The organism is Pseudolactococcus plantarum (assembly GCF_002441715.1).
In the GTDB taxonomy this organism is placed as follows: domain Bacteria; phylum Bacillota; class Bacilli; order Lactobacillales; family Streptococcaceae; genus Pseudolactococcus; species Pseudolactococcus plantarum.
Window position 1 is genome coordinate 139,836 of sequence record NZ_JXJX01000003.1, and the last position, 20,993, is coordinate 160,828.

The following is a 20,993-nucleotide window of genomic DNA, read 5'->3' on the forward strand; positions in this document are numbered from 1 at the left end:
CAATCATCATGCACCTACAAGTAAGCGTAAAAATTGTATGTTATACAATTTTAAATCTAAGATAATCTGTTAGGTAAAAATCTAGCGTTTCAAGTGGGTCAATTATATGAGGTAAAATTTATGTCAAAATTATATAGAAAATGGTTTTTTCCATTTGTATTACCGGCTGTCGCAGTATTCTTGATTGTTGTGTTAATTCCTTTTGTGATTGGTATTTTTTACTCCTTTACGGGGTGGCGTGGGTCATTCTTCCTAGGACCCAATGGCCGCACGACCAATCCTTTTGAAGCATTTCTGGGGTTGAAAAACTATATTGCAGCTTTCAAACAAGAGTCTTTTAGATCAGCCTTCTTTTTCTCTGTTAAGTTCACAGTACTTGCAGTAATAGCTGTTAATGTCGTCGCACTGGCACAAGCACTGTTAGTCAATGCAATTGGAAAAGCTGTAGGTATTTTTCGAGCAACTTTCTTTCTCCCTAATTTATTGGGTGGCTTATCACTAGGATTTATCTGGCTCTTTATTTTCAATAATATCTTCACAAAAGTTTTGTTTGGCAAAGAAGGGTTAATTCCTATTAAATTTTTGACTTATATGACGGATAAAGATCCTAATAAATTGCTATTTGCCATCTTGATTATGGCTGTGTGGCAAATGTCAGGATATATGATGATCATCTATACGACAGGACTTGCCAATATTTCAGATGACTATTATGAAGCAGCATCAATAGATGGTGCCAATGCTTTTCAGAAATTTTTCAAGATTACCATACCTATGTTAATGCCTAGTTTCACAATTGTTTTCTTCTTAGTATTGTCTAGATGTTTTATGCTATTAGATCAAAATATCGCCTTAACGAATAATGCCCCACAAGGCTACAGGATGTTAGCGGCTCAAGTATTAAAGGTCACAAGTGATACAAATGGTAACTACGGTATTGCACAGGCTGAGGCAGTCATATTCTTCCTTGTGATTGCAGCAATTTCAATAACACAAACTGTTATTTTGAAAGGTAAAGAGGTGGAGATGCAATGAACCATTCAGTAGAAACAGTAGGTCAAAAAATAGGAAAAGTGGTCATGTTTCTTGTGCTATTGATCATGGGATTTGTCACTATTTTTCCAGTCGCGTTCATGTTAATGAACTCCTTTAAATCACAGTCTGAGATTGTAGATTCTCCTTTGGCTTTACCAAAAGAGATCACGTTCAAATATATTTCACATGCGATGACTGAAATTAATTTGTTACCATCTTTTCTGTTAACTGTAGTGATTACAGTAGTGGCTGTCAGCTTTATCGTTTTATTGTCATCAAGTGCTGCTTGGATGATGGTCAGAGTTAAGAGTAAACTTGCCATAATCATTTTGTTGGTGTTTACAGCTTCAATGTTGATTCCTTTCCAAGCTGTTATGTATCCATTAATTTCAATATTTGAAAATATGGGATTAAAAAACGTATCAGGCTTAATTATTATGTATGGTGGATTTGGATTAGCCATGTCAACTTTCTTATATCATGGGTTTATGAAAAGTGTACCAGCATCTTTAGAAGAGGCAGCGATTATAGATGGTGCCAATGTTTTCCAAGTTTATTTCAAAATTGTGATGCCACTGGTTAAACCAACAACTGTGACAGTCATTATTTTGAATGCGATGTGGGTGTGGAACGACTATCTACTACCTTTTCTCGTCTTAGGTGATTCAGAAAATAAAACACTTACTTTAGCGTTGTATTACGCGAAAATGAAAGACGGTCCGTACTCAGTGCCTTGGGACTTGATGTTCCCAGCCGTGTTAATTACAGTTATTCCGGTTATCATTCTCTTTATCTTCTTGCAAAAACAAATTATAAAAGGAATGGCAGATGGTGCAGTGAAATAAAAGTTACGCAATGCTTTTCTAGTAGATCGTAGTTAATGGAGTAAGCTTTTACACGTCAAGATTTGACTAACTATCGACAGTAGGAGGGAAGATGAGTAAGTATATTGAGTTAGTAGAATTTGATAGTCCAGTGAATTTGAAAATGTTTGAAAACGAAAATACATTAGCTAGTTTTCCTCATTTTCACAAAGAAGTTGAGATTATTTATGTCACAAAAGGATGTGTGAATATCGTTTACCAAGATGAGATAATTGAACTGCTTGAATCAGAGATTATCATTTTTCCTAGTGGCACAACACATGCTTTTCTCTCTTCACCAGATAGTGCAAGGTATGTTTATCAGTTTGATTTATCTCGCTTTGATGAACATATATTAGGTGTTAGTCAGGCGCAATTAGTTGATTTATTTGATACAGGTCAGATTTGTAGCAAATATTGGCCAAAGGAGTTGGTCATCAAAACAAGAGCGTTACTTGATAAACTGTTCGAGACGACTTATTCTGAGACGCTTGCAGTGAATTACTTTCAAATCGGCTATCTGATGCAACTTATTGGCTTATTTATTGAGGAACTGCCAAAGGAAATCGGTGAGAAGAAAATAGTTACACATCCAGAAGTCAAGTATAAAGAGGATTTGATTTTGTTGACTCAAATATTTGATTACATCGAAACACATTTTCAAGAGGATATCACGCTTGAGACAATCAGTGAGTTAGTTGGCTTTAGTCCCTATTACTTTACACGATTCTTTAAAAAGCATATTGGGCAGACTTTTATACAATTTTTAAGTGATTATCGATTGGATCAAGCGATATATATATTAAGTCAAGAGAGATTACCTATGATAGATGTTGCTGAAAAATCAGGTTTTTCCAGCGTCAAAACCTTTCATCATGTGTTTAAAAAATCGCAAGGGATTTCTCCACTACAATACCAAAAAAAATTAGCTAAAAAATATAAGCTAAAAAATATAAGCTAAAAGCCTAATATGATTTAGCGCAAAATCTGGGAATTTTTAGTTAAAGATTTGGGAAGTATTGAGACGAATAATTGATTAGAATAAAGATATAAAAATAAAACGCTTACATAGATATTGGAGGATAAAATGGTTTTTAAAGTAGGAATTATTGGCTGTGGTGGTATTGCTAATGGTAAACACTTACCGGCACTTTCAAAATTAGATGGTGTTGCATTAGTTGCCTTTTGTGATTTAGAGATAGATCGTGCTGAAAAAGCAAAAGTGGATTATGGGACAAAAGATGCAAGTACTTTTACAGATTATCAAGAGTTATTAAAATTAGACTTGGATGTTGTACATGTCTTAACCCCAAATTCATCTCATGCACCACTTACGATTGCAGCGCTAGAAGCTGGTAATCATGTCATGTGTGAAAAGCCAATGGCAAAAACTTCTGAAGAAGCAAAAGCGATGATTGATGCTGCAAATCGAACAGGTAAAAAGTTAACAATCGGCTATCAAAATCGTTTCAGAACCGATTCCCAATATCTACATACAGTCTGCGAAGCAGGAGAGCTTGGTGAAATTTATACAGCAAAAGCACACGCGATTCGGCGTCGTGCAGTACCAACTTGGGGCGTGTTCCTTGATGAAGCGGCACAAGGTGGTGGACCACTGATCGATATCGGCACACATGCATTAGATTTGACACTTTGGATGATGGATAACTACAAGCCGAAGTATGTTGTAGGCAATGCCTATCATAAATTATCGAAAACAAAAAATGCTGCTAATGCTTGGGGACCTTGGGACCCTGAAAAATTTACAGTTGAAGACTCAGCTATTGGCTTTATTGTCATGGAAAATGGTGCAACAATTTACTTAGAATCTAGTTGGGCAATCAATTCATTAGACGTTAAGGAAGCAAAAACGACTTTGATGGGCACAAAAGCTGGTGCAGATATGAACAATGGGTTATCTGTGAACGGTGAAGATCACGGTTTACTTTATGAGAAAAAAATAGAGTTGGAAACGGGTGGTGTTGATTTTTATGATGGTGCAGGTGATGATCCAGCATTTAATGAAGCGGAAAGTTTTTATCAAGCAATTGAAAAGGATACAGAACCACTCGTTAAACCAGAACAAGCTTTAGTTGTCACACAAATACTAGAGGGTATTTATGCGTCAGCAGCTACTGGTCAACCGGTATTTCTATAAGTATGGGAGCGTGAAAATGATTAAAGTGACGATTTGGAACGAGTATAAACATGAATTGATTGATCCTAAAGTTAGTGAGATGTATCCAAATGGTATACATGGACAGTTAGCTGAATTTTTACAGGATGAGTTTGAGGTAACAACAGCAACTTTAGCTCAAGCTGAACATGGCCTAACTGAGTCAGTATTAGCGAATACAGATGTCCTACTTTGGTGGGGACATATTGCTCATGATGAAGTTGAGGATGCTATCGTTTCACGTGTACATGAGCGCGTGCTTGATGGTATGGGCTTAATCGTGTTGCATTCTGGTCACTTCTCTAAAATCTTTAAGAAACTTATGGGAACCTCTTGTGATCTCAAATGGCGCGAAGATGAACAGCCTTGTCGGATTTGGAACGTTAATCCAGGGCATCCCATCACAAAAGGAATAGGTGAGTATATCGATCTTGAGATGGAAGAGATGTATGGGGAACATTTTGATATTCCAGCGCCAGACGAGTTAGTCTTGGTAAGTTGGTATCCTGGTGGTGAAGTTTTTCGAAGTGGCTGTGTCTATAAACGTGGGAATGGTAAACTCTTTTATTTCCAACCAGGACATGAAACTTATCCGAGTTACTATGACAAGCAGGTGCAAAAAATTATCAAAAATGCTGTAACATTTTGTGCACCAACAGGTAATGCTTATCCTAGTTATGGTCATTTTGAAAAAAAGGAGATTAAGGCATGAAATTAGGCGTATTTACACCATTATTTAACAATTTATCTTTTGAAGATATGATTGACGTCGTTGCAAAAAAAGGATTAGAAACGGTAGAGATTGGGACAGGCGGTAGTCCTGGTGATGCTCACCTAGATATTGATAAATTATTAGCCTCTACTGATGCACGCCGTGAATACTTGGCAAAACTATCAGATAAAAATCTTGAGATTTCAGCTTTGTCATGTCATCATAATCCAATTTCTCCAAAAGCAGATGTTGCTAAAGAGGCAGATGAACTTTTACAAAAAACGATTAAATTAGCTAGTTTAATGAACGTACCAGTAGTCAATGGGTTTTCAGGTGTCGCAGGTGGGAATGCAACAGATACGCATGTTAACTGGCCGGTATTACCTTGGCCTACAGAATATGATGACGCTTATAACTATCAGTGGGATAAAAAATTGATTCCTTATTGGAAAAATATTAACACGGATGCAACTGCTGCTGGTGTAAAAATTGGGATTGAACTCCATGGTGGCTTTTTAGCGCATACGCCTTATACGATGCTAAGGTTACGAGATGCAGCTGGAGATGCAATTGGTTGTAATCTCGATCCAAGTCACTTATGGTGGCAAGGGATTGATCCTGTCGCAGCCATTAAGATATTAGGGTCTAAAAATGCCATTCACCATTTTCATGCTAAGGATACTTATTTAGATCAAGATAACATTAATATGCATGGCTTAACGGATATGCAGCCGTATGATAATGTTGCAACGCGTGCATGGACTTTTCGCTCTGTAGGCTGTGGTCATGATCTTAAAGTCTGGTCTGATATTGTGTCAGCGTTACGTATCTATGGGTATGACTATGTGCTGAGTATCGAGCATGAAGATCCAATTATGTCTATAGATGAGGGATTAAATCGTGCGATCACAAACTTACGTTCAGTTATGATTCATGAGCAACCAGCTAGTCCGTGGTGGCTATAAGTCATACTTTAGGGATAGCTAGCTGGGCTGTTATCTGTACACGATATGACTAACAAGACTGAAGGGATAGCAAGTCACTTTGTTAGTCCTTAAGTTCACCAATACATTATGTAAATGAAATAAGAGGTAGGATAATGACAGCCATTAATTTTGTAATCATCGGCTACGGTGGTATGGGAAGTTATCATAAAAAAGAGTTGATGCCCGAAAACTATATTAACGTCATAGGCGTTTATGACATCTCTCAAACCGCACAAGACAAGGCACGTGAAACTGGACTTAAGGTTTATGATAGTCTAGATCTTGTACTATCTGATGATGATGTAGAAGCGGTGCTAATTGCGACACCAAATGATTCTCATAAAGCCATTGCTATTGCCGCATTACGCGCCGGAAAACAAGTCATCTGTGAAAAACCAGTTGCCATGAATGTGCTAGAGCTGGACGAGATTTTAGCTGTTGCTAAAGCAACGGGAAATGTCTTCATGGTGCACCAAAATAGACGATGGGATCCCGATTTTCTAGTGATTCGAGACTTATATCAAACAGGTAAAATCGGAGAGTTATTTCAAATAGAATCTCGTGTGCATGGTGCTAATGGCATACCAGGTGATTGGCGTGAACAAGCTAAACATGGCGGTGGTATGTTGTTAGACTGGGGTGTACACTTGATTGATCAGTTGCTGTGGTTAATTGATAGTCCAGTTAAACATATGGCAGCAGACTTTTCTTACATCTTAGGTAATGAGGTGGATGATGGGTTTATCCTGTATCTAACTTTTGAAAATGGCATAAAAGCCATCATCGAAGTCGGGACCTCTAACTATAGCAAGTTACCGCGTTGGTATGTCAAAGGATTAGATGGTGCTGCTAAAATAGAAGATTGGGACTTATCAGGAGAAATAGTGGTTGCCACCAACAAAGAAGGAGTGGTCGCACCAACACCTATTAAAGCAGGAGTAGGGTTAACGAAAACGATGGCACCACCTTCAGAGGAAGCCACAGTGACGTCTGATGTTACGCCAGTTTTACCTGATTTTGTATCATTTTATCAAAATTTTTATGAGGTTGTTAGAGAAGATGCCCAACCGATTATTAAGCATGAGGAAGTTCGTAAAGTATTACAATTGATTGACGACGTATTTGTCCTAGTGGGGGAGAGAAAATAAGCTAAAAAAATAATGACTTAGACATCAATTTTCATCCAAAAAAAACTCAGCCTGTGGTAGTAAACAGTAGGCTGTTTTTTTTTGTCATAAAGTTGCTATTAATTTTATTGCTAATTTTTTAAAGAAAACGCTTGCATTATTTTTTATTTGTGTTAGAATGAATTTACAAAGAACTTGTACGTACAAGTTTGTGATATTATATTATAAAATTTATTTTATCGAACAAAAGGAGACCCTCATGGGAAAATTTGAAAAACAAGCCGAGGAATTGTTAGACGCAATTGGCGGCAAAGAGAATGTCGCAGCAGTCACACACTGTGCGACTCGGATGAGATTTGTGCTGAATGATGATGAAAAAGCTGATAAAAAACGGATTGAGGCGATTTCGACAACAAAGGGTATGTTCACAAATGCTGGTCAATTTCAAGTTATTATTGGTAATGATGTTGCTGAGTTTTATAACGATTTTTCAGCAATTAGTGGCATTGAAGGGGTGTCTAAGGAAGCTGTCAAATCAGCTGCAAAGACAAACCAAAATGTCGTTCAAAAGATCGTTGGTGTCTTAGCTGAAATATTTACACCTTTACTACCAGCTATTATCGTAGGTGGTTTGATTTTAGGGCTCAGAAATATTTTAGAAGGTGTTCAGATAGAAGCGCTAGGGCAAGCTGTTGAAGGTGGTGTAAAAAAAGTCACAACTGGTGGACAGCCTGTATGGAACACAATCGTTCAAGTATCTCCATTCTGGAATGGGGTCAATAGTTTTTTATGGTTACCAGGTGAAGCGATTTTCCACTTCCTGCCTGTTGGGATTACATGGTCAGTTACACGTAAGATGGGTACGACACAGATCTTGGGTATCGTCCTTGGGATTACGCTCGTATCGCCACAGTTACTAAATGCTTATGCAGTTAACTCAACATCAGCAGCTGAAATTGCGAAAAACTGGACTTGGGACTTTGGGTTCTTTACGATGGAGAAAATCGGTTACCAAGCTCAAGTTATTCCTGCTATGGCAGCTGGTTTCCTACTTGCCTACCTAGAACGCTTCTTTAGAAAATATATACCTGAAGCAGTTTCTATGATTTTTGTGCCATTATTTTCTCTCCTACCAACAATTATTGCAGCGCATGCAATCATTGGTCCAATCGGTTGGAAAATCGGACAAGGTATTTCATTTGTTGTCAACGCGGGCTTAACTTCTTCTGTTTCTTGGTTATTTGGTGGAGTGTTTGGTATACTATACGCACCACTCGTGATTACAGGGTTGCATCATACTGCGCTTGCAATTGACACACAACTCATTGCAGATTATGGGTCAACCAATCTATGGCCTTTGATTGATTTATCAAATATTGCACAAGGTGCATCAGTATTTGCTGTTTATTTATTACATAAGAAAAACAAAAAAGAAGCAGAAATTTCAGTACCATCTACAATCTCTGCCTGGTTAGGTGTCACAGAACCAGCCATGTTTGGGATTAACTTAAAATATCTCTATCCATTTGTTGCAGCGATGATCGGTTCAGGTATCGCAGGTATGGTATCGACATTTATGGGTGTTCGTGCTAATGCGATTGGTGTAGGTGGTTTGCCAGGTATTTTAGCTATTCGTGGTCAAGATATGTTGAAATTCTTGTTACCAATGGCGATTGCAATCGTGGTGCCAGTAATCTTAACCTTCTTCTTCCGTCAAGCAGGCATTTTTAACAAACTAGACAGAGTTGGGGCTGGTGTATCAGCTGATGTTGATGCAGACGCGACAGAGACGCAACCAACTGGTGTTGCTTTGGGAACACAAGTAACTATCGTTAGTCCTTTAAAAGGAGACGTTCGCCCATTAGCAGACGCTACTGATCCAGTATTTAGTGAATGTGTCATGGGGCAAGGTGTCATCATCATCCCATCTGAAGGTGTTTTATCAGCACCATTTGATGGTGTGGTATCTGCCATTTTCCCTACTAAACACGCGATCGGTTTGGTATCTGATGACGGTGTGGAAGTATTGATGCACGTTGGTATGGATACTGTTAGTTTAGCTGGTAAAGGATTTGAAACTTTGGTAAAACAAGGTCAACAAGTCAAACAAGGTGAACACTTGTTAAGCTTTGATATTGCCTTTATCAAAGCACAAGGATTGGTAGTTGAAACACCAGTCATCGTAACAAATCAAGATAGTTTCCAAGTAGATACAATCGGTCAATTGCCACGTGTCATCACAAGTGGAGATGCAGTGATGCGTGCTACAAAAATTTAAAGACGACGATACAAAAGGGCTTACCGCATAGGACATGCCCTTTTGTGACTTAAAGGATTGATAGAAAATGACAGTTAAAAATAAAATAATTTATCAGATTTATCCAAAATCTTACTTAGATACGACAGGAAATGGCATAGGTGATATTCGTGGTATCATCTCAAAACTAGATTATTTAGCAGACTTAGGCATAGATATGATTTGGCTAAATCCGATTTATCCAAGTCCACAACGTGATAATGGCTATGATATTTCTGACTACGTAGCGATAGATCCTATGTTTGGGACTATGGATGAGTTTGAACTGATGATTGCAGAAGGAAAAAAACGTGGCATCTCGTTTATGTTGGACATGGTTTTAAATCATGTATCGACTGAACATGTCTGGTTTCAAAAGGCTTTAGCAGGGGACAAGTATTATCAAGATTTCTTCTTTATCCAAGAGACGCCAACTGATTGGGTATCAAAATTTGGTGGCAGTGCGTGGGCCCCTTTTGGCGATACAGGTAAGTACTACCTTCATTTATTTGATGTGACACAGGCCGATCTCAACTGGCGAAATGAAAATGTACGTCAAGCATTATTTGATGTTGTTAATTTTTGGCGAGAAAAAGGTGTTCATGGCTTTAGATTTGATGTGATTAATCTAATCGGGAAAGATGCTATTTTGAAATCAAACCCCGAGAATGAAGGTAAAGCAGAATATACAGATAAACCACTGACACATGAGTATCTTCAAATGATGAATCAAGCGAGTTTTGGACAGGATACAGATGCAATTACGGTCGGTGAGATGAGTTCTACAACGATTGATAACTGTATTTTATACAGTCAACCAAATCGCCATGAATTATCGATGACCTTTAATTTCCACCATCTCAAAGTGGATTATGCCAATGGTCAAAAGTGGACGAAATCACCATTTGACTTTCAAGCCTTAAAGACACTTTTCCATACTTGGGGTGAACAGATGAGTGATGGCAATGGCTGGAATGCACTTTTTTGGAATAACCACGACCAGCCACGCGCGATTAACCGATTTGTTGATTTTAAAAATTTCCGTATTAAAGGTGCGACCATGTTAGCAGCGAGTATTCATCTTAGTCGTGGGACGCCCTATATCTATATGGGAGAAGAAATCGGTATGGTTGATCCAGATTTTCAGTCTATAGCTGATTATGTAGATATTGAATCTAAAAATGCCTATCAAGCATTACTAGACAAAGGGTATACGGCTGAAGCAGCGTTTGAAATCATCCAAATCAAGTCTCGGGATAATGCTAGAACACCGATGCAATGGGATACAACAGAAAATGCTGGTTTTTCAAAAGGGACGCCATGGTTATCTGTAGGGAATCACAAAGAGATTAATGTTGAACAGGATAAAGATGGTGAAATCTTTCAGTTTTATAAAAAATTGATTGCACTTCGCAAGTCAGATACCTTAATCTCTCAAGGTAACTACAAAGCAGCTTATCAAGACTCAGAGCATATCTATGCGTTTATTCGTGAAGATGAAGGACGAAAACTTTTAGTCGTGAACAATTTCTCAAATCAAGTTGTTGATTTTAACTTGATGGCCGACTTTAAGCATCATCAAATTTTAGTCAATAATTATACAGATTACACTGAAAATAGCTTACAACCGTATCAATCAATTGCTTTTCTATGTGACTAATACTTGACAAATGTATAAATATACAATAAAATAGACTTATTATTCATATTGAATTATCTAAAATTAACTTTAGATAAACTTAGATATAGAAAGATAGGTCTATTTTATGTTTCAAGGACGGTCATTACTTAAAGAAATTGATTTTACAAAAGCAGAGTTGCAGTATTTGATTGATTTTGCGATTCATTTGAAAGCACTTAAAAAAAATCACATCCCACATCCTTATTTAGCAGGTAAAAACATTGCCTTATTATTTGAAAAAACATCAACTAGAACACGCGCAGCCTTTACTGTAGCAGCAAATGATCTAGGTGCGCATCCAGAATTTTTAGGACCAAACGATATCCAATTTGGTAAAAAAGAGTCTACTGCTGACACAGCACAAGTTTTAGGCAGCATGTTTGATGGTATTCAGTTTCGAGGATTTAAACAAAGTGATGTTGAAATTTTAGCTGAAAATTCAGGTGTTCCGGTATGGAATGGCTTGACGGATACTTGGCACCCGACACAAATGCTAGCTGATTTTATGACAATCAAAGAACAACTTGGTGACTATACCGGTAAACACCTTGTTTATATAGGGGATGGTCGAAATAATATGGCTAATTCTTTATTGGTAACCTCAGCAATTTTAGGGGTTGATGTGACAGTGATCGCACCAACTAGCTTACAACCAGAAACTGATATCCAAGCTATCGCGTTTGAAAAAGCAAAAGTATCTGGCAGTAAGCTTATCATTACAGATGACCTAGCAGCTGTAAAAGGTGCTGATATCATCTACACAGATGTTTGGGTAAGTATGGGAGAAGAGGATAAGTACGATGAACGGATTGATCTGTTACTTCCTTATCAGGTAAACGCCGAGCTATTGGCTAAGACAGAAAATCCAGATTGTATCTTTATGCATTGTTTACCTGCGTTTCATGATTTAGAGACACATACCATGCATGAGATTCATGACAAAAAGGGGTTATCAGCGTTAGAAGTAACAGATGATGTCTTTCATGGCAAAAATTCAGTAGTCTTTCAAGAAGCTGAAAATCGCCTGCACTCAATCAAAGCAGTTATGGCTGCTACTTTGGGTAACTTATTTATCCCAACAGTATAAAAAATAATAACTATCTTGCGGTTATCTTCTGAGCGTCAGTCATAGCAAGATAAAAAGCATATTTCAGATTAGAAATATGCTTTTTATTGATGGATTTTAAAAGGTTTAAGTTGTCTACTAGTTGTCTTGGGATACCTTTTTAGCGTTTGCTTTAAAGATAAATTTAAATAGACTAGATGATACATAGCTAACACTTTTCATCTGACTATGATCGACACTTTGGATGTATTTACCAATCAACTCAGATAATTTGGTTAAAAATCTAAAGATAGATTCAGCTGTAAAGAACAAAATGACTAAAAGTAAGATAGATGTTGGTGAAATTTTTGTTAGTGAAAATAGTTTACTAAAGAAAAGGCTAAAGATTAACATACCAGCAAATGAAGAACAAAATATAATCTGACGAAAACGGTTCATCGGTGAACTGATTTTAAATAGGACCATAAAGCCAACAACGATTAACAACAAAGTAGCAGTAGTTGAGATATCAGTTGGTGAAAGTTTGAAGATAGTACCACAAACAACTAATGCACCAACAATTAACATATCAGTTATCCCACCCGGTATCGCTTTACCTAAGACATTTAATAAGAAATTACCTTGAATGCGTTGTTTGTTTTGTTCAAGTGCTAAGAAAAATGAAGGTAAACCGATGGTAAATAGACTAATTAAAGTAATTTGTGAAGGTTGCAGTGGATAAGTTAGTGAGAAGATGACTGCAAAGATAGACATGAGAAATGAAAAGATATTTTTAACAAGGAACAGACTAGACGAGCGTTCGATATTATTCACAACGCGTCTACCTTCCATGACAACTTGTGGCATTTTAGAAAAATCTGATTCTAATAAGACAACTTGTGCAGCATGGGCGGTTGCATCACTACCTGATGCCATAGCAATACTACAGTCAGCTTCTTTCATGGCTAAAATATCGTTGACACCATCTCCGGTCATCGCAACCGTATTGCCATCTTTTTGTAGCACTTTGACGAACATTTTTTTCTGTTCTGGTGTCACACGACCAAATACGGTATGTGTTTTGACTGCTTGTGCGATGGACTCAACAGTCGTTAATTCTCTAGCGTCTATGTACTCATCAGCATGTTTGACACCGGCAACTTTAGCGATATGGCTAACCGTAGCTGGATTATCACCAGAGATGACTTTGACATCAACACCTTGTTGACCAAAATATTGGAAGGTTTTTTTAGCATTTGCACGGATCGCATTAGATAGTAAAATAAATCCAAGAGGCGTCACAGGTGCACTTAATTGTTTATCGGTCAGTGTGCCTTCGTACTTGCCAAATACAAGCACACGATAGCCTTTTTCAGCAAAAGGCGTAATATCGTTAGCATAATCCTCATACTGATCACGTAATACCATCTCAGGTGCACCGATAAGATACGTCCCTTCTTTAAAGGTCACACTACTAAATTTATCGACTGATGAAAAAGTCGTAAATGATAAGGGTTTTCGGCTGCTGGTATCTGTAAAATGAGACTTGATTGCTGCCATCGTGGCATTGTCCTCAGGCATAGCAGCAGCAAAATCACTGATGTAATTAGTTAATTCAGCTAGAGTTTGCGTGTCGTCACCGTTAGGTTTAGCTGAAATGAGTTTGTCTACGGACATCTTATCTTCGGTGATAGTTCCCGTTTTATCGACACATAATACATTAACGCGTGCCAGTGTTTCGATGCTCTTCATGTTGTGGAGCAAGACTTTGTCTTTAGCTAAACGTGTTGCGCTTAACGCTAGTGCAACGGTTGTTAAAAGATAAAGTCCCTCAGGAATCATACCTAGTAACGCGGCTTCCATCGTCACGATACTTTTTTGGATAGAATTGTTATTAAAGAAATAGCTTTGACAAAAAAGTGTGATCCCTATTGGAATAATGAAGATGCCGACCCATTTGACGAGTTTATTTAAAGAAATAATCATCTTGGATTGCTCTTCTTTATTGATCGTCTTAGCTTCATTGGTTAGTTTGGAGATATAGGAATCAGCACCTACTTTTTCTAAGCGAGCATAACAATCACCAGAGACGATAAAACTACCAGACATGAGTGTGTCGCCTTCGCTTTTAGGAACCTCATCAGATTCTCCCGTTAAGAGTGATTCATTTGCTTGGACAGAACCATGGACGACTTGTGCATCGGCAGGGATTTGATCCCCTGCTTTAAAGAGAACAATATCATCTAAAACTAAATCATCAGTAGCTACTTTGCTTGTCTGTCCGTCCCTTACTACTGTCGCATGAGTGGCATGTAACACGGTAAGTTTATCTAATATCTGTTTTGAACGAATTTCTTGGATGATACCAATCAAGATGTTACCGATAATGACCGGTAAGAAAGTCAGGTTATGATAAGACTGAACTAAAACCAACAGAATTGTAAAAACCAGAAAGATTAAGTTGAAATAGGTGAATGTATTTTCTTTTATGATTTGTGAAATTGATTTAAAATTGGTATCAACTGGTAAATTAGTCAATCCTTGCTGAATACGGTCATTGACCTGTTGGCTTGTTAAGCCAAAATCATAACTTGCTTGAATACGGCTGTAAGCGTTGGCATCTCTTTTAAGACTCGCATGAGTCTTGTCTTTTTTTAACATGGGACTCCTTCATTATTTTGTTAAATGTTTGATCATGATTTGTAGACCCTTTGTCATTAAGATAAAAAAGACGTCACATAAGCGCAATTTTTATATGCATATTAATGACTATAAATCATGGGTTTAGAGCACAGATAAGTAATTGTCCCCTAATTAAAACTGACAATCATTTAGAGAACTTTATCTAAAAGCTCAAGATTGACTTTTCTTTAATTGTAGCATAGTCTTAATGAAAAAGTGACTATTTTAATATAAAGGATTTTATTAGACTTGATCTATTGTAGGCGATGACAAGCGTTGTTTAGAGGCTATAAAACAAGGTGTTAACAGCACATTTAGCATTATTAAAGTTTGATTGGATAAAAAAATCAGACTTTTGTAGGATGCAATTATGACAGATAAGTGTATAATGGACTTAACGATATAACGCATCATTAATAAAAAAAACTATGTACAAAACTGATAAGAAAACAAGCAACACGTTTAAAAATAAGTCGCGTGACTAGTGAATCAATAAGAAATGAATAATAATAAAAATAGAAGGCTATCGATGAATATAAAGGCAGTTTTTTTTGATTTAGATGGGACACTTTTTACAAGTTCTAGAAATGTGGCAGCAACAACGAGACGTGCTATCGTTGAACTACATAAAAATAAAATTTTAGTTGGGGTTGCGACTGGTCGTGGACCGGCTTTTGTCTTGCCTTTGATGGAGACTTTAGGACTAGATTTTGCTGTCACTTATAATGGCCAATACATCTTTACGCCAGATGAAGTGCTCTCAACAACTGCTATCGATAAGAAGACGTTACGTCATATCATCGATTTTTCAAAGAAACATGGGCGAGATATTTCACTCGGTATGGCAGATGGGGTACATGGTAGTGGCTTACTAAAATTTGGGGAAACACGAACGGCGCAGGTTATCGCAAATATTTTGCCAAAACATGTGTCAAGTTTAACTAAAAATAGTTTCAAAAATATTGTGAGAAAGATAAAACCGCAGTCACATCATTTAACTAGCCATATCAGGCAACCAATCTATCAAGTGATTATGATCGCAACGAGTAGTGAGACAGATGAGATTATGGCACGTTTTCCAGATTTACAGGCCACACGTTCCAACCCATATTCTGCAGATTTGATCACTAAAGGCAATTCCAAATTAAAGGGAATTGAAAAAGTAGGACAACAATTTGGTTTTGATCTAGCACAAGTTATGGCCTTTGGTGATTCTGATAATGATTTTGATATGCTATCTGGTGTCGGGTTAGGTGTTGCGATGGGGAATGCCACGACAGGTATTCAACATATAGCAGACTATATCACAGATAACAATAATTCAGATGGGATTGCTAAGGCATTGGCGCATTTTGGGCTGATTAACTTTAAGCATGCGGATAGCTTTATTAGCAAAGATCAACAGTTTAACCAAGTCAAAGAATTTCACCGCGTGATGGATGGACAAACCCAAGAACTCCCACGTGTGTATCTGCCTGAGGAAGCTGGTTATCGTGCTAGCTTCAAAGTTGAGGAAATTGTGGAATTTTTATTTGCAGCCTCAAATCGAGACTTATCTGTGTTTGATGACTTGACTGCTCAGCTACATACAGCGATAGATACAGCAAGTCGTAAAGTGAAAGCTAAACCATCAGCAAATCAAGCTGATACGTTGGTTGATGAAGCTGATGCTTTATTGGACTTATTATATTTTACCTATGGGTCTTTAGTGTTGATGGGTGTTGATCCGTATGACTTATTTAATACGGTACATAAAGCCAATATGGGCAAAATCTTTCCTGATGGTAAGGCTCATTTTGATCCAGTCACACACAAAATTTTAAAACCAGATAACTGGGAGACGGACTTTGCACCAGAAGGTAAAATGAAGCAGGAGCTAGATAGACAAATTCGCGTTGCGATGAGTAAACTGAGCAAAACAAAAGACACTGATGAAGATGTCTGAACATAAAGCAATTAGTGGGAAAGTTATGGCAAACTGAGATAACGGGATAGCTTTTATTTCCCATTTTCAGCTGATAGGTATGGTGATGTCATATTAAAAAGCACAATTCTTAAAAGAATTGTGCTTTTGTTTTTTATGTTGTATAGGTTAGAAAAATTCAGCATATAAAGCTTTGATAGCAGCTGTTTCTTGATTAGTTTTGACGATAAACATGACAGATACTTCTGAAGATCCTTGGGATAACATCTCGATGTTAATGCCAGCAGCTGCTAAGGCATTGGCAGCGCGTGCTGTGACACCGATATGCTCATTCATGTCTTCACCAACAATCATAATGATAGATAAGTCTTTTTCAAAATGAAGGGTATCTGGGTGGAGGACATCAGTTGCTTTTTGCGTGATGTGTTGCTCGGTCTCTTCTGTTAAATAACGATTTCGGATGATAATACTCATATCATCGATACCAGTGGGCATATGTTCAAAGCGAATGTTAAAGTCTTCCAAAATTTGTAAGACTTTACGACCAAACCCAACTTCACGGTTCATCAGATATTTTGAAATATTTAGGGATGTGAAATTACCATCACCAGCAATACCAACAACTGGGCTACCTGCTGTTGTTCGATTAGCGATAATACGTGTACCAGGATGATCTGGATTATTCGTATTTTTGATAACAAGTGGGATATTAGCACGATAAGCTGGTAATAAGGCTTCATCATGAAGGACTGAGAAACCAGCATAAGCAAGTTCACGCATTTCTTTATAAGTCAATTCTGTGATAGAACTTGGGTTAGAGATGATACCTGGGTGAGCTGAGAATATGCCATCAACATCTGTAAAGTTTTCATACAACTCTGCGTGTACACCAGCTGCGATAATAGACCCTGTAATATCAGAGCCACCACGTGAAAAAGTACAGATTTGGTTATCTTCAGTAATGCCGAAAAAGCCTGGGATGACTAAGGTTTCATCATAATGAGTTAATGTTTCAATCTTCTTGTAACTTGATGGTAGTAGACGTGCATTACCAGGTTCAGGTGTCACGATAATCCCTGCTTCTTTTGGATGAACGTATCTTGCTTTAATGCCATTTTCACTGAAATATTCAGCGATGAGTTTGGCGTTGTTGTTTTCACCTGCTGCAAGAAACGTATCATATAAAAATTGATTATCGGTAATTGGTAATGTTGCAAGCGAGTGGATATCCTCTGAAATACTTGCCATGACAACACCAGGAATACCTAGCTCATCACAGATGCTTTGATAGCGGGCAATAATCCATTCTTGGTTTTCATGAACATCTTTTCCTGATGTGTAAGCTTCGTAGTAGGCGATTAATGCATCGGTTACTTTAGTATCCTTGCCATGTCGTTTACCAGGAGCAGAAACAACAACGAATTTACGGCGATCGTCAGTTTTGACAATATTAAGGACTTTTGTGAGTTGTTCAGCACTTGCAAGTGATGAACCGCCAAATTTGATAACTTTCAAAATAACATTTCCTTTGATTAGATTTTTTTAATGACTCGATTAGATTTTAATTAAGTTTTAAAGTATGATCTAACAGTAGTCAAACCGTTTAACAAATAAGAGATAACCTGATAAGTGACTTATGAAAGACCTGTTAATACACTATTTTAGCGAAAATTCAGAAAATTTTCAATACGCAATTTTTAATATTTTGGTAAAATAGGTCATATGAGTAAATTTAAAGTTATTATTTTTGATATGGATGGTGTTTTGGTTGATACAGAGAACTATTATTACACGAGACGTGAAACGTTTTTAACTAGTAAAGGTATTTCGATCAAACATTTATCACCTTTGGTATTTATCGGTGGTAATATGAAGCAAGTCTGGCAGATGATATTGGCAGACGATTACGATAAGTGGGATGTACCAGCCCTACAAGCAGAGTACATGCAATATAAACGTGATCATATAATCCCTTATGATACACTACTTTTTTCGGATGCCCCCATTATTTTGGAAGAATTGACGAAAAAAGGCTATCGATTGGGGCTTGCATCTAGTACTGCAAAAATAGAAATATTGAAAGCACTCGACATGACTAACTTAGCTAAGTACTTTGATGTAGTTTTATCTGGAGATGATTTTAAAGAATCAAAACCAAATCCTGAAATTTATCAAGTTGCCATGAAAGAGTTAGATGCTGCACCAACCGAAACCCTGATTATCGAAGATAGCACAAAAGGGATAACAGCAGGTGTTGCAGCGGGTGCAACTGTTTGGGGGATAAGAGATCACCAGTTTGGCTTAGATCAAAGTGGTGCAGTTGAACTCTTTGATACGTTAACTCAAATCAACGCAAGGCTATAAGGCACCTGTTTGCAATGGTAATCATATTTTGAAAATGGCTGATAATATGATAAAATGAACTATTATAGTATAGTTTAGTGATTAGGAATAAATAACCAGATGGTGAGTATCAACTGATGGTTTTAGGAGTAGGTGTGAAGTGAAACGTTTTGAAATGTTTGTACCATTAGCGATTATCATCTTCATGACCGTGGTTTATTTGTTTGAATTGTTAATACTACGGTTTGCAAATTTTCAACAAACAGAAATCGTGTTATTACTGATTGTGAATGTCGTGATTACGGTTGTTTTTCTAGTGAGTTCAAGAGCTGCGAATGCAAAAAATCTCGATAATATTCGTGCGCTCAATGATCTTGCTGAAAATTCTTTGAATGCAACGTTAGATACAATGCCTATCGGCGTCCTTCGGTATTCAGATAAGGATTATACGCCGGAATGGTTTAATCCTTATGTTGATATTATTTTTGCAAATGATGAAGAAAAATTACAAGCTGATAAAATTAAAGAAATTGTACAAGATATTGACGACCAAGGTGTCCAGTATTTGCCTGTTGGCAAAAAGAAATATGCCATTAAAATTGATCATCAAAAGCATCTATTGTATTTTATTGATGCGACAAGTGAAGTGGTCGCAAAAACGATTACCAGCGAAAGTAGACCGGTTATCGGGATCATATCAGTTGATAACTATGATGATGCGACTGACTTGATTTCAGATAGTAGTCGTACCTTGATCAACAATTTTATCGCAACAAAGATTGATGCAATTTCAAGTAAATATAATGTTTATACAAGTCGTTATAATGCCAGTCGTTACTATGTGTACACAAATTATTTAACGTTGAAAAAGATCATGGATGATAAATTTGAATTTGTAACGACTTTTCGTGAAGAAGCGACAGAAAAGAATTTCTCTCTGACACTGTCAATTGGGATGTCTTATGGGTTAGAAAATTTTTCTAAAATTGGTAGAACAGCATTAAATAACTTAGAATTGGCACTTGTCCGTGGTGGCGATCAGGTCGTGATCAAAGAAAATATTAATACGGCTAAACCGATTTATTTTGGTGGTAATTCAGCAAGTCATATTCAAAAATCTAGGACAAGAGCTAGAGCAATTGCAACAGCACTTAGAACGATTGTCAGAGAATCTGATAATGTGTTTGTCATGGGGCATAAGTATCCGGATATGGATGCATTAGGTGCTGCTGTTGTGACGAAAATATTTGCCAATATGAACAATAAAGAAGCATTTGTTGTGTATGACGAAAAACAGTTATTGCCAGATGTTGAACGTGCTATTGACAAATTAAATGAGTCTAAAGACGGCTTTGCCCATATCATCAGAATGGACACCGCTAGACAATTGAAGAAAACAAATTCTTTGTTAATTATGGTTGACCACTCAAAAACAAGTCAAACGATGGATTATGAGTTTTATAAAAGCTTTGCCAAAGTGGTTGTGATTGACCATCATAGACGTGACGAAGATTTTCCAAAGAATGCCTTGTTGACTTACATCGAAAGTGGTGCGTCATCTGCGTCTGAGTTGGTTACTGAGGTACTCCAATATCAAAATGATCAACCGCAGAAAATGTCAAAAGTAGAAGCTTCTATAGCCTTAGCAGGTATTTCTGTTGATACCAAAAACTTCTCTAAAGGCACAACAACGAGAACGTTTGAGGCCGCTTCTTTCTTACGCTCGCAAGGGGCTGACAATAACTTGATCAAAACCTTATTGGCAACTGAGTTTGATAAGTATAAAAAAGTCAATGAAATTGTATTGAATGCTGAATTTCACGATCATATCGCTTTTGGTGTAGGGCTTTATCGCAAGATGTACGATAATGTCACAACAGCTAAGGCCGCTGATACCTTACTTGATATGGTGGGGGTAGATGCAGCGTTTGCAATTGTGAATCATGAAAAAGGATATGTTGCTGTGTCAGCAAGGTCTTCAGGAGACTTCAATGTCCAACGTATCATGGAAAAATTAGGTGGTGGTGGGCATTTTAATAATGCAGCCGCCCAAGTATATGATAAAACCCCTAACGATGTTAAAGAAGAATTATTAGACTTGATCAACGGTTAGGTGCTGAGTA

15 protein-coding genes are annotated in these 20,993 nt (G+C 37.3%); 13 read left to right on the forward strand and 2 right to left on the reverse strand.

From position 1 onward, the window contains the following. The first annotated feature begins 120 nt into the window (after positions 1–120). The 10 genes from RU87_RS02690 (at position 121) to argF (ending at position 11,963) form a co-directional block, all read left to right on the forward strand. On the forward strand, positions 121–1,035 hold the full coding sequence (locus tag RU87_RS02690; protein WP_068160232.1) for a carbohydrate ABC transporter permease: 915 nt from the start codon (positions 121–123) through the stop codon (positions 1,033–1,035). After that, complete coding sequence (locus RU87_RS02695) at positions 1,032–1,880, forward strand: carbohydrate ABC transporter permease (protein ID WP_068160229.1); 849 nt, start codon at positions 1,032–1,034, stop codon at positions 1,878–1,880. Before RU87_RS02690 ends, RU87_RS02695 begins: the two co-directional genes overlap by 4 nt. Before the next feature lie 91 nt (positions 1,881–1,971). Beyond that, positions 1,972–2,859: an AraC family transcriptional regulator gene (locus RU87_RS02700; RefSeq protein ID WP_068160226.1), complete on the forward strand. Its 888-nt coding sequence runs from the start codon at positions 1,972–1,974 to the stop codon at positions 2,857–2,859. 126 nt (positions 2,860–2,985) lie between these two features. Next, positions 2,986–4,056 carry a Gfo/Idh/MocA family protein gene (locus tag RU87_RS02705; protein ID WP_068160223.1) on the forward strand — a complete coding sequence of 357 codons (1,071 nt, stop codon included), beginning with the start codon at positions 2,986–2,988 and terminating at the stop codon, positions 4,054–4,056. Between the two features lie 16 nt (positions 4,057–4,072). After that, the gene (locus tag RU87_RS02710; RefSeq protein ID WP_068160219.1) at positions 4,073–4,786 is read left to right on the forward strand and encodes a ThuA domain-containing protein; all 714 of its coding nucleotides are present in this window, start codon (positions 4,073–4,075) and stop codon (positions 4,784–4,786) included. Continuing rightward, entirely contained in the window at positions 4,783–5,751 is a 969-nt protein-coding gene (locus RU87_RS02715; RefSeq protein ID WP_068160217.1) for a sugar phosphate isomerase/epimerase family protein, read from the forward strand. Before RU87_RS02710 ends, RU87_RS02715 begins: the two co-directional genes overlap by 4 nt. Before the next feature lie 134 nt (positions 5,752–5,885). After that, positions 5,886–6,920: a Gfo/Idh/MocA family protein gene (locus tag RU87_RS02720; protein ID WP_068160214.1), complete on the forward strand. Its 1,035-nt coding sequence runs from the start codon at positions 5,886–5,888 to the stop codon at positions 6,918–6,920. Between the two features lie 238 nt (positions 6,921–7,158). Further along, on the forward strand, positions 7,159–9,177 hold the full coding sequence (treP, locus tag RU87_RS02725; protein ID WP_068160212.1) for a PTS system trehalose-specific EIIBC component: 2,019 nt from the start codon (positions 7,159–7,161) through the stop codon (positions 9,175–9,177). 67 nt (positions 9,178–9,244) lie between these two features. Beyond that, positions 9,245–10,855, forward strand: coding sequence for an alpha,alpha-phosphotrehalase (treC, locus tag RU87_RS02730; RefSeq protein WP_068160211.1), 1,611 nt, complete (start codon positions 9,245–9,247; stop codon positions 10,853–10,855). A 106-nt stretch (positions 10,856–10,961) separates the two neighbouring features. Then, a complete protein-coding gene (gene argF / locus RU87_RS02735; RefSeq protein WP_068160208.1) occupies positions 10,962–11,963 on the forward strand; it encodes an ornithine carbamoyltransferase in 1,002 nt (333 codons plus the stop codon). 117 nt (positions 11,964–12,080) lie between these two features. Here argF and RU87_RS02740 read toward each other — a convergent pair whose 3' ends face one another. Next, on the reverse strand, positions 12,081–14,582 hold the full coding sequence (locus RU87_RS02740; protein ID WP_082782117.1) for a cation-translocating P-type ATPase: 2,502 nt from the start codon (positions 14,580–14,582) through the stop codon (positions 12,081–12,083). 550 nt (positions 14,583–15,132) lie between these two features. Between RU87_RS02740 and RU87_RS02745 the strand changes: the two genes are divergently transcribed. Beyond that, positions 15,133–16,548 (forward strand): Cof-type HAD-IIB family hydrolase, encoded by a 1,416-nt coding sequence (locus RU87_RS02745; RefSeq protein WP_068160201.1) that lies wholly within the window; start codon positions 15,133–15,135, stop codon positions 16,546–16,548. A 147-nt stretch (positions 16,549–16,695) separates the two neighbouring features. Here RU87_RS02745 and RU87_RS02750 read toward each other — a convergent pair whose 3' ends face one another. Beyond that, the gene (locus RU87_RS02750) at positions 16,696–18,042 is read right to left on the reverse strand and encodes an aspartate kinase (RefSeq protein ID WP_068160198.1); all 1,347 of its coding nucleotides are present in this window, start codon (positions 18,040–18,042) and stop codon (positions 16,696–16,698) included. 207 nt (positions 18,043–18,249) lie between these two features. Here RU87_RS02750 and RU87_RS02755 point away from each other — a divergent pair, with 207 nt between their 5' ends. Both RU87_RS02755 and RU87_RS02760 read left to right on the forward strand, forming a co-directional pair. Further along, positions 18,250–18,891: an HAD family hydrolase gene (locus RU87_RS02755; RefSeq protein ID WP_068160195.1), complete on the forward strand. Its 642-nt coding sequence runs from the start codon at positions 18,250–18,252 to the stop codon at positions 18,889–18,891. 139 nt (positions 18,892–19,030) lie between these two features. Next, entirely contained in the window at positions 19,031–20,983 is a 1,953-nt protein-coding gene (locus RU87_RS02760; RefSeq protein WP_068160194.1) for a GGDEF domain-containing protein, read from the forward strand. Positions 20,984–20,993: the final 10 nt, after the last annotated feature.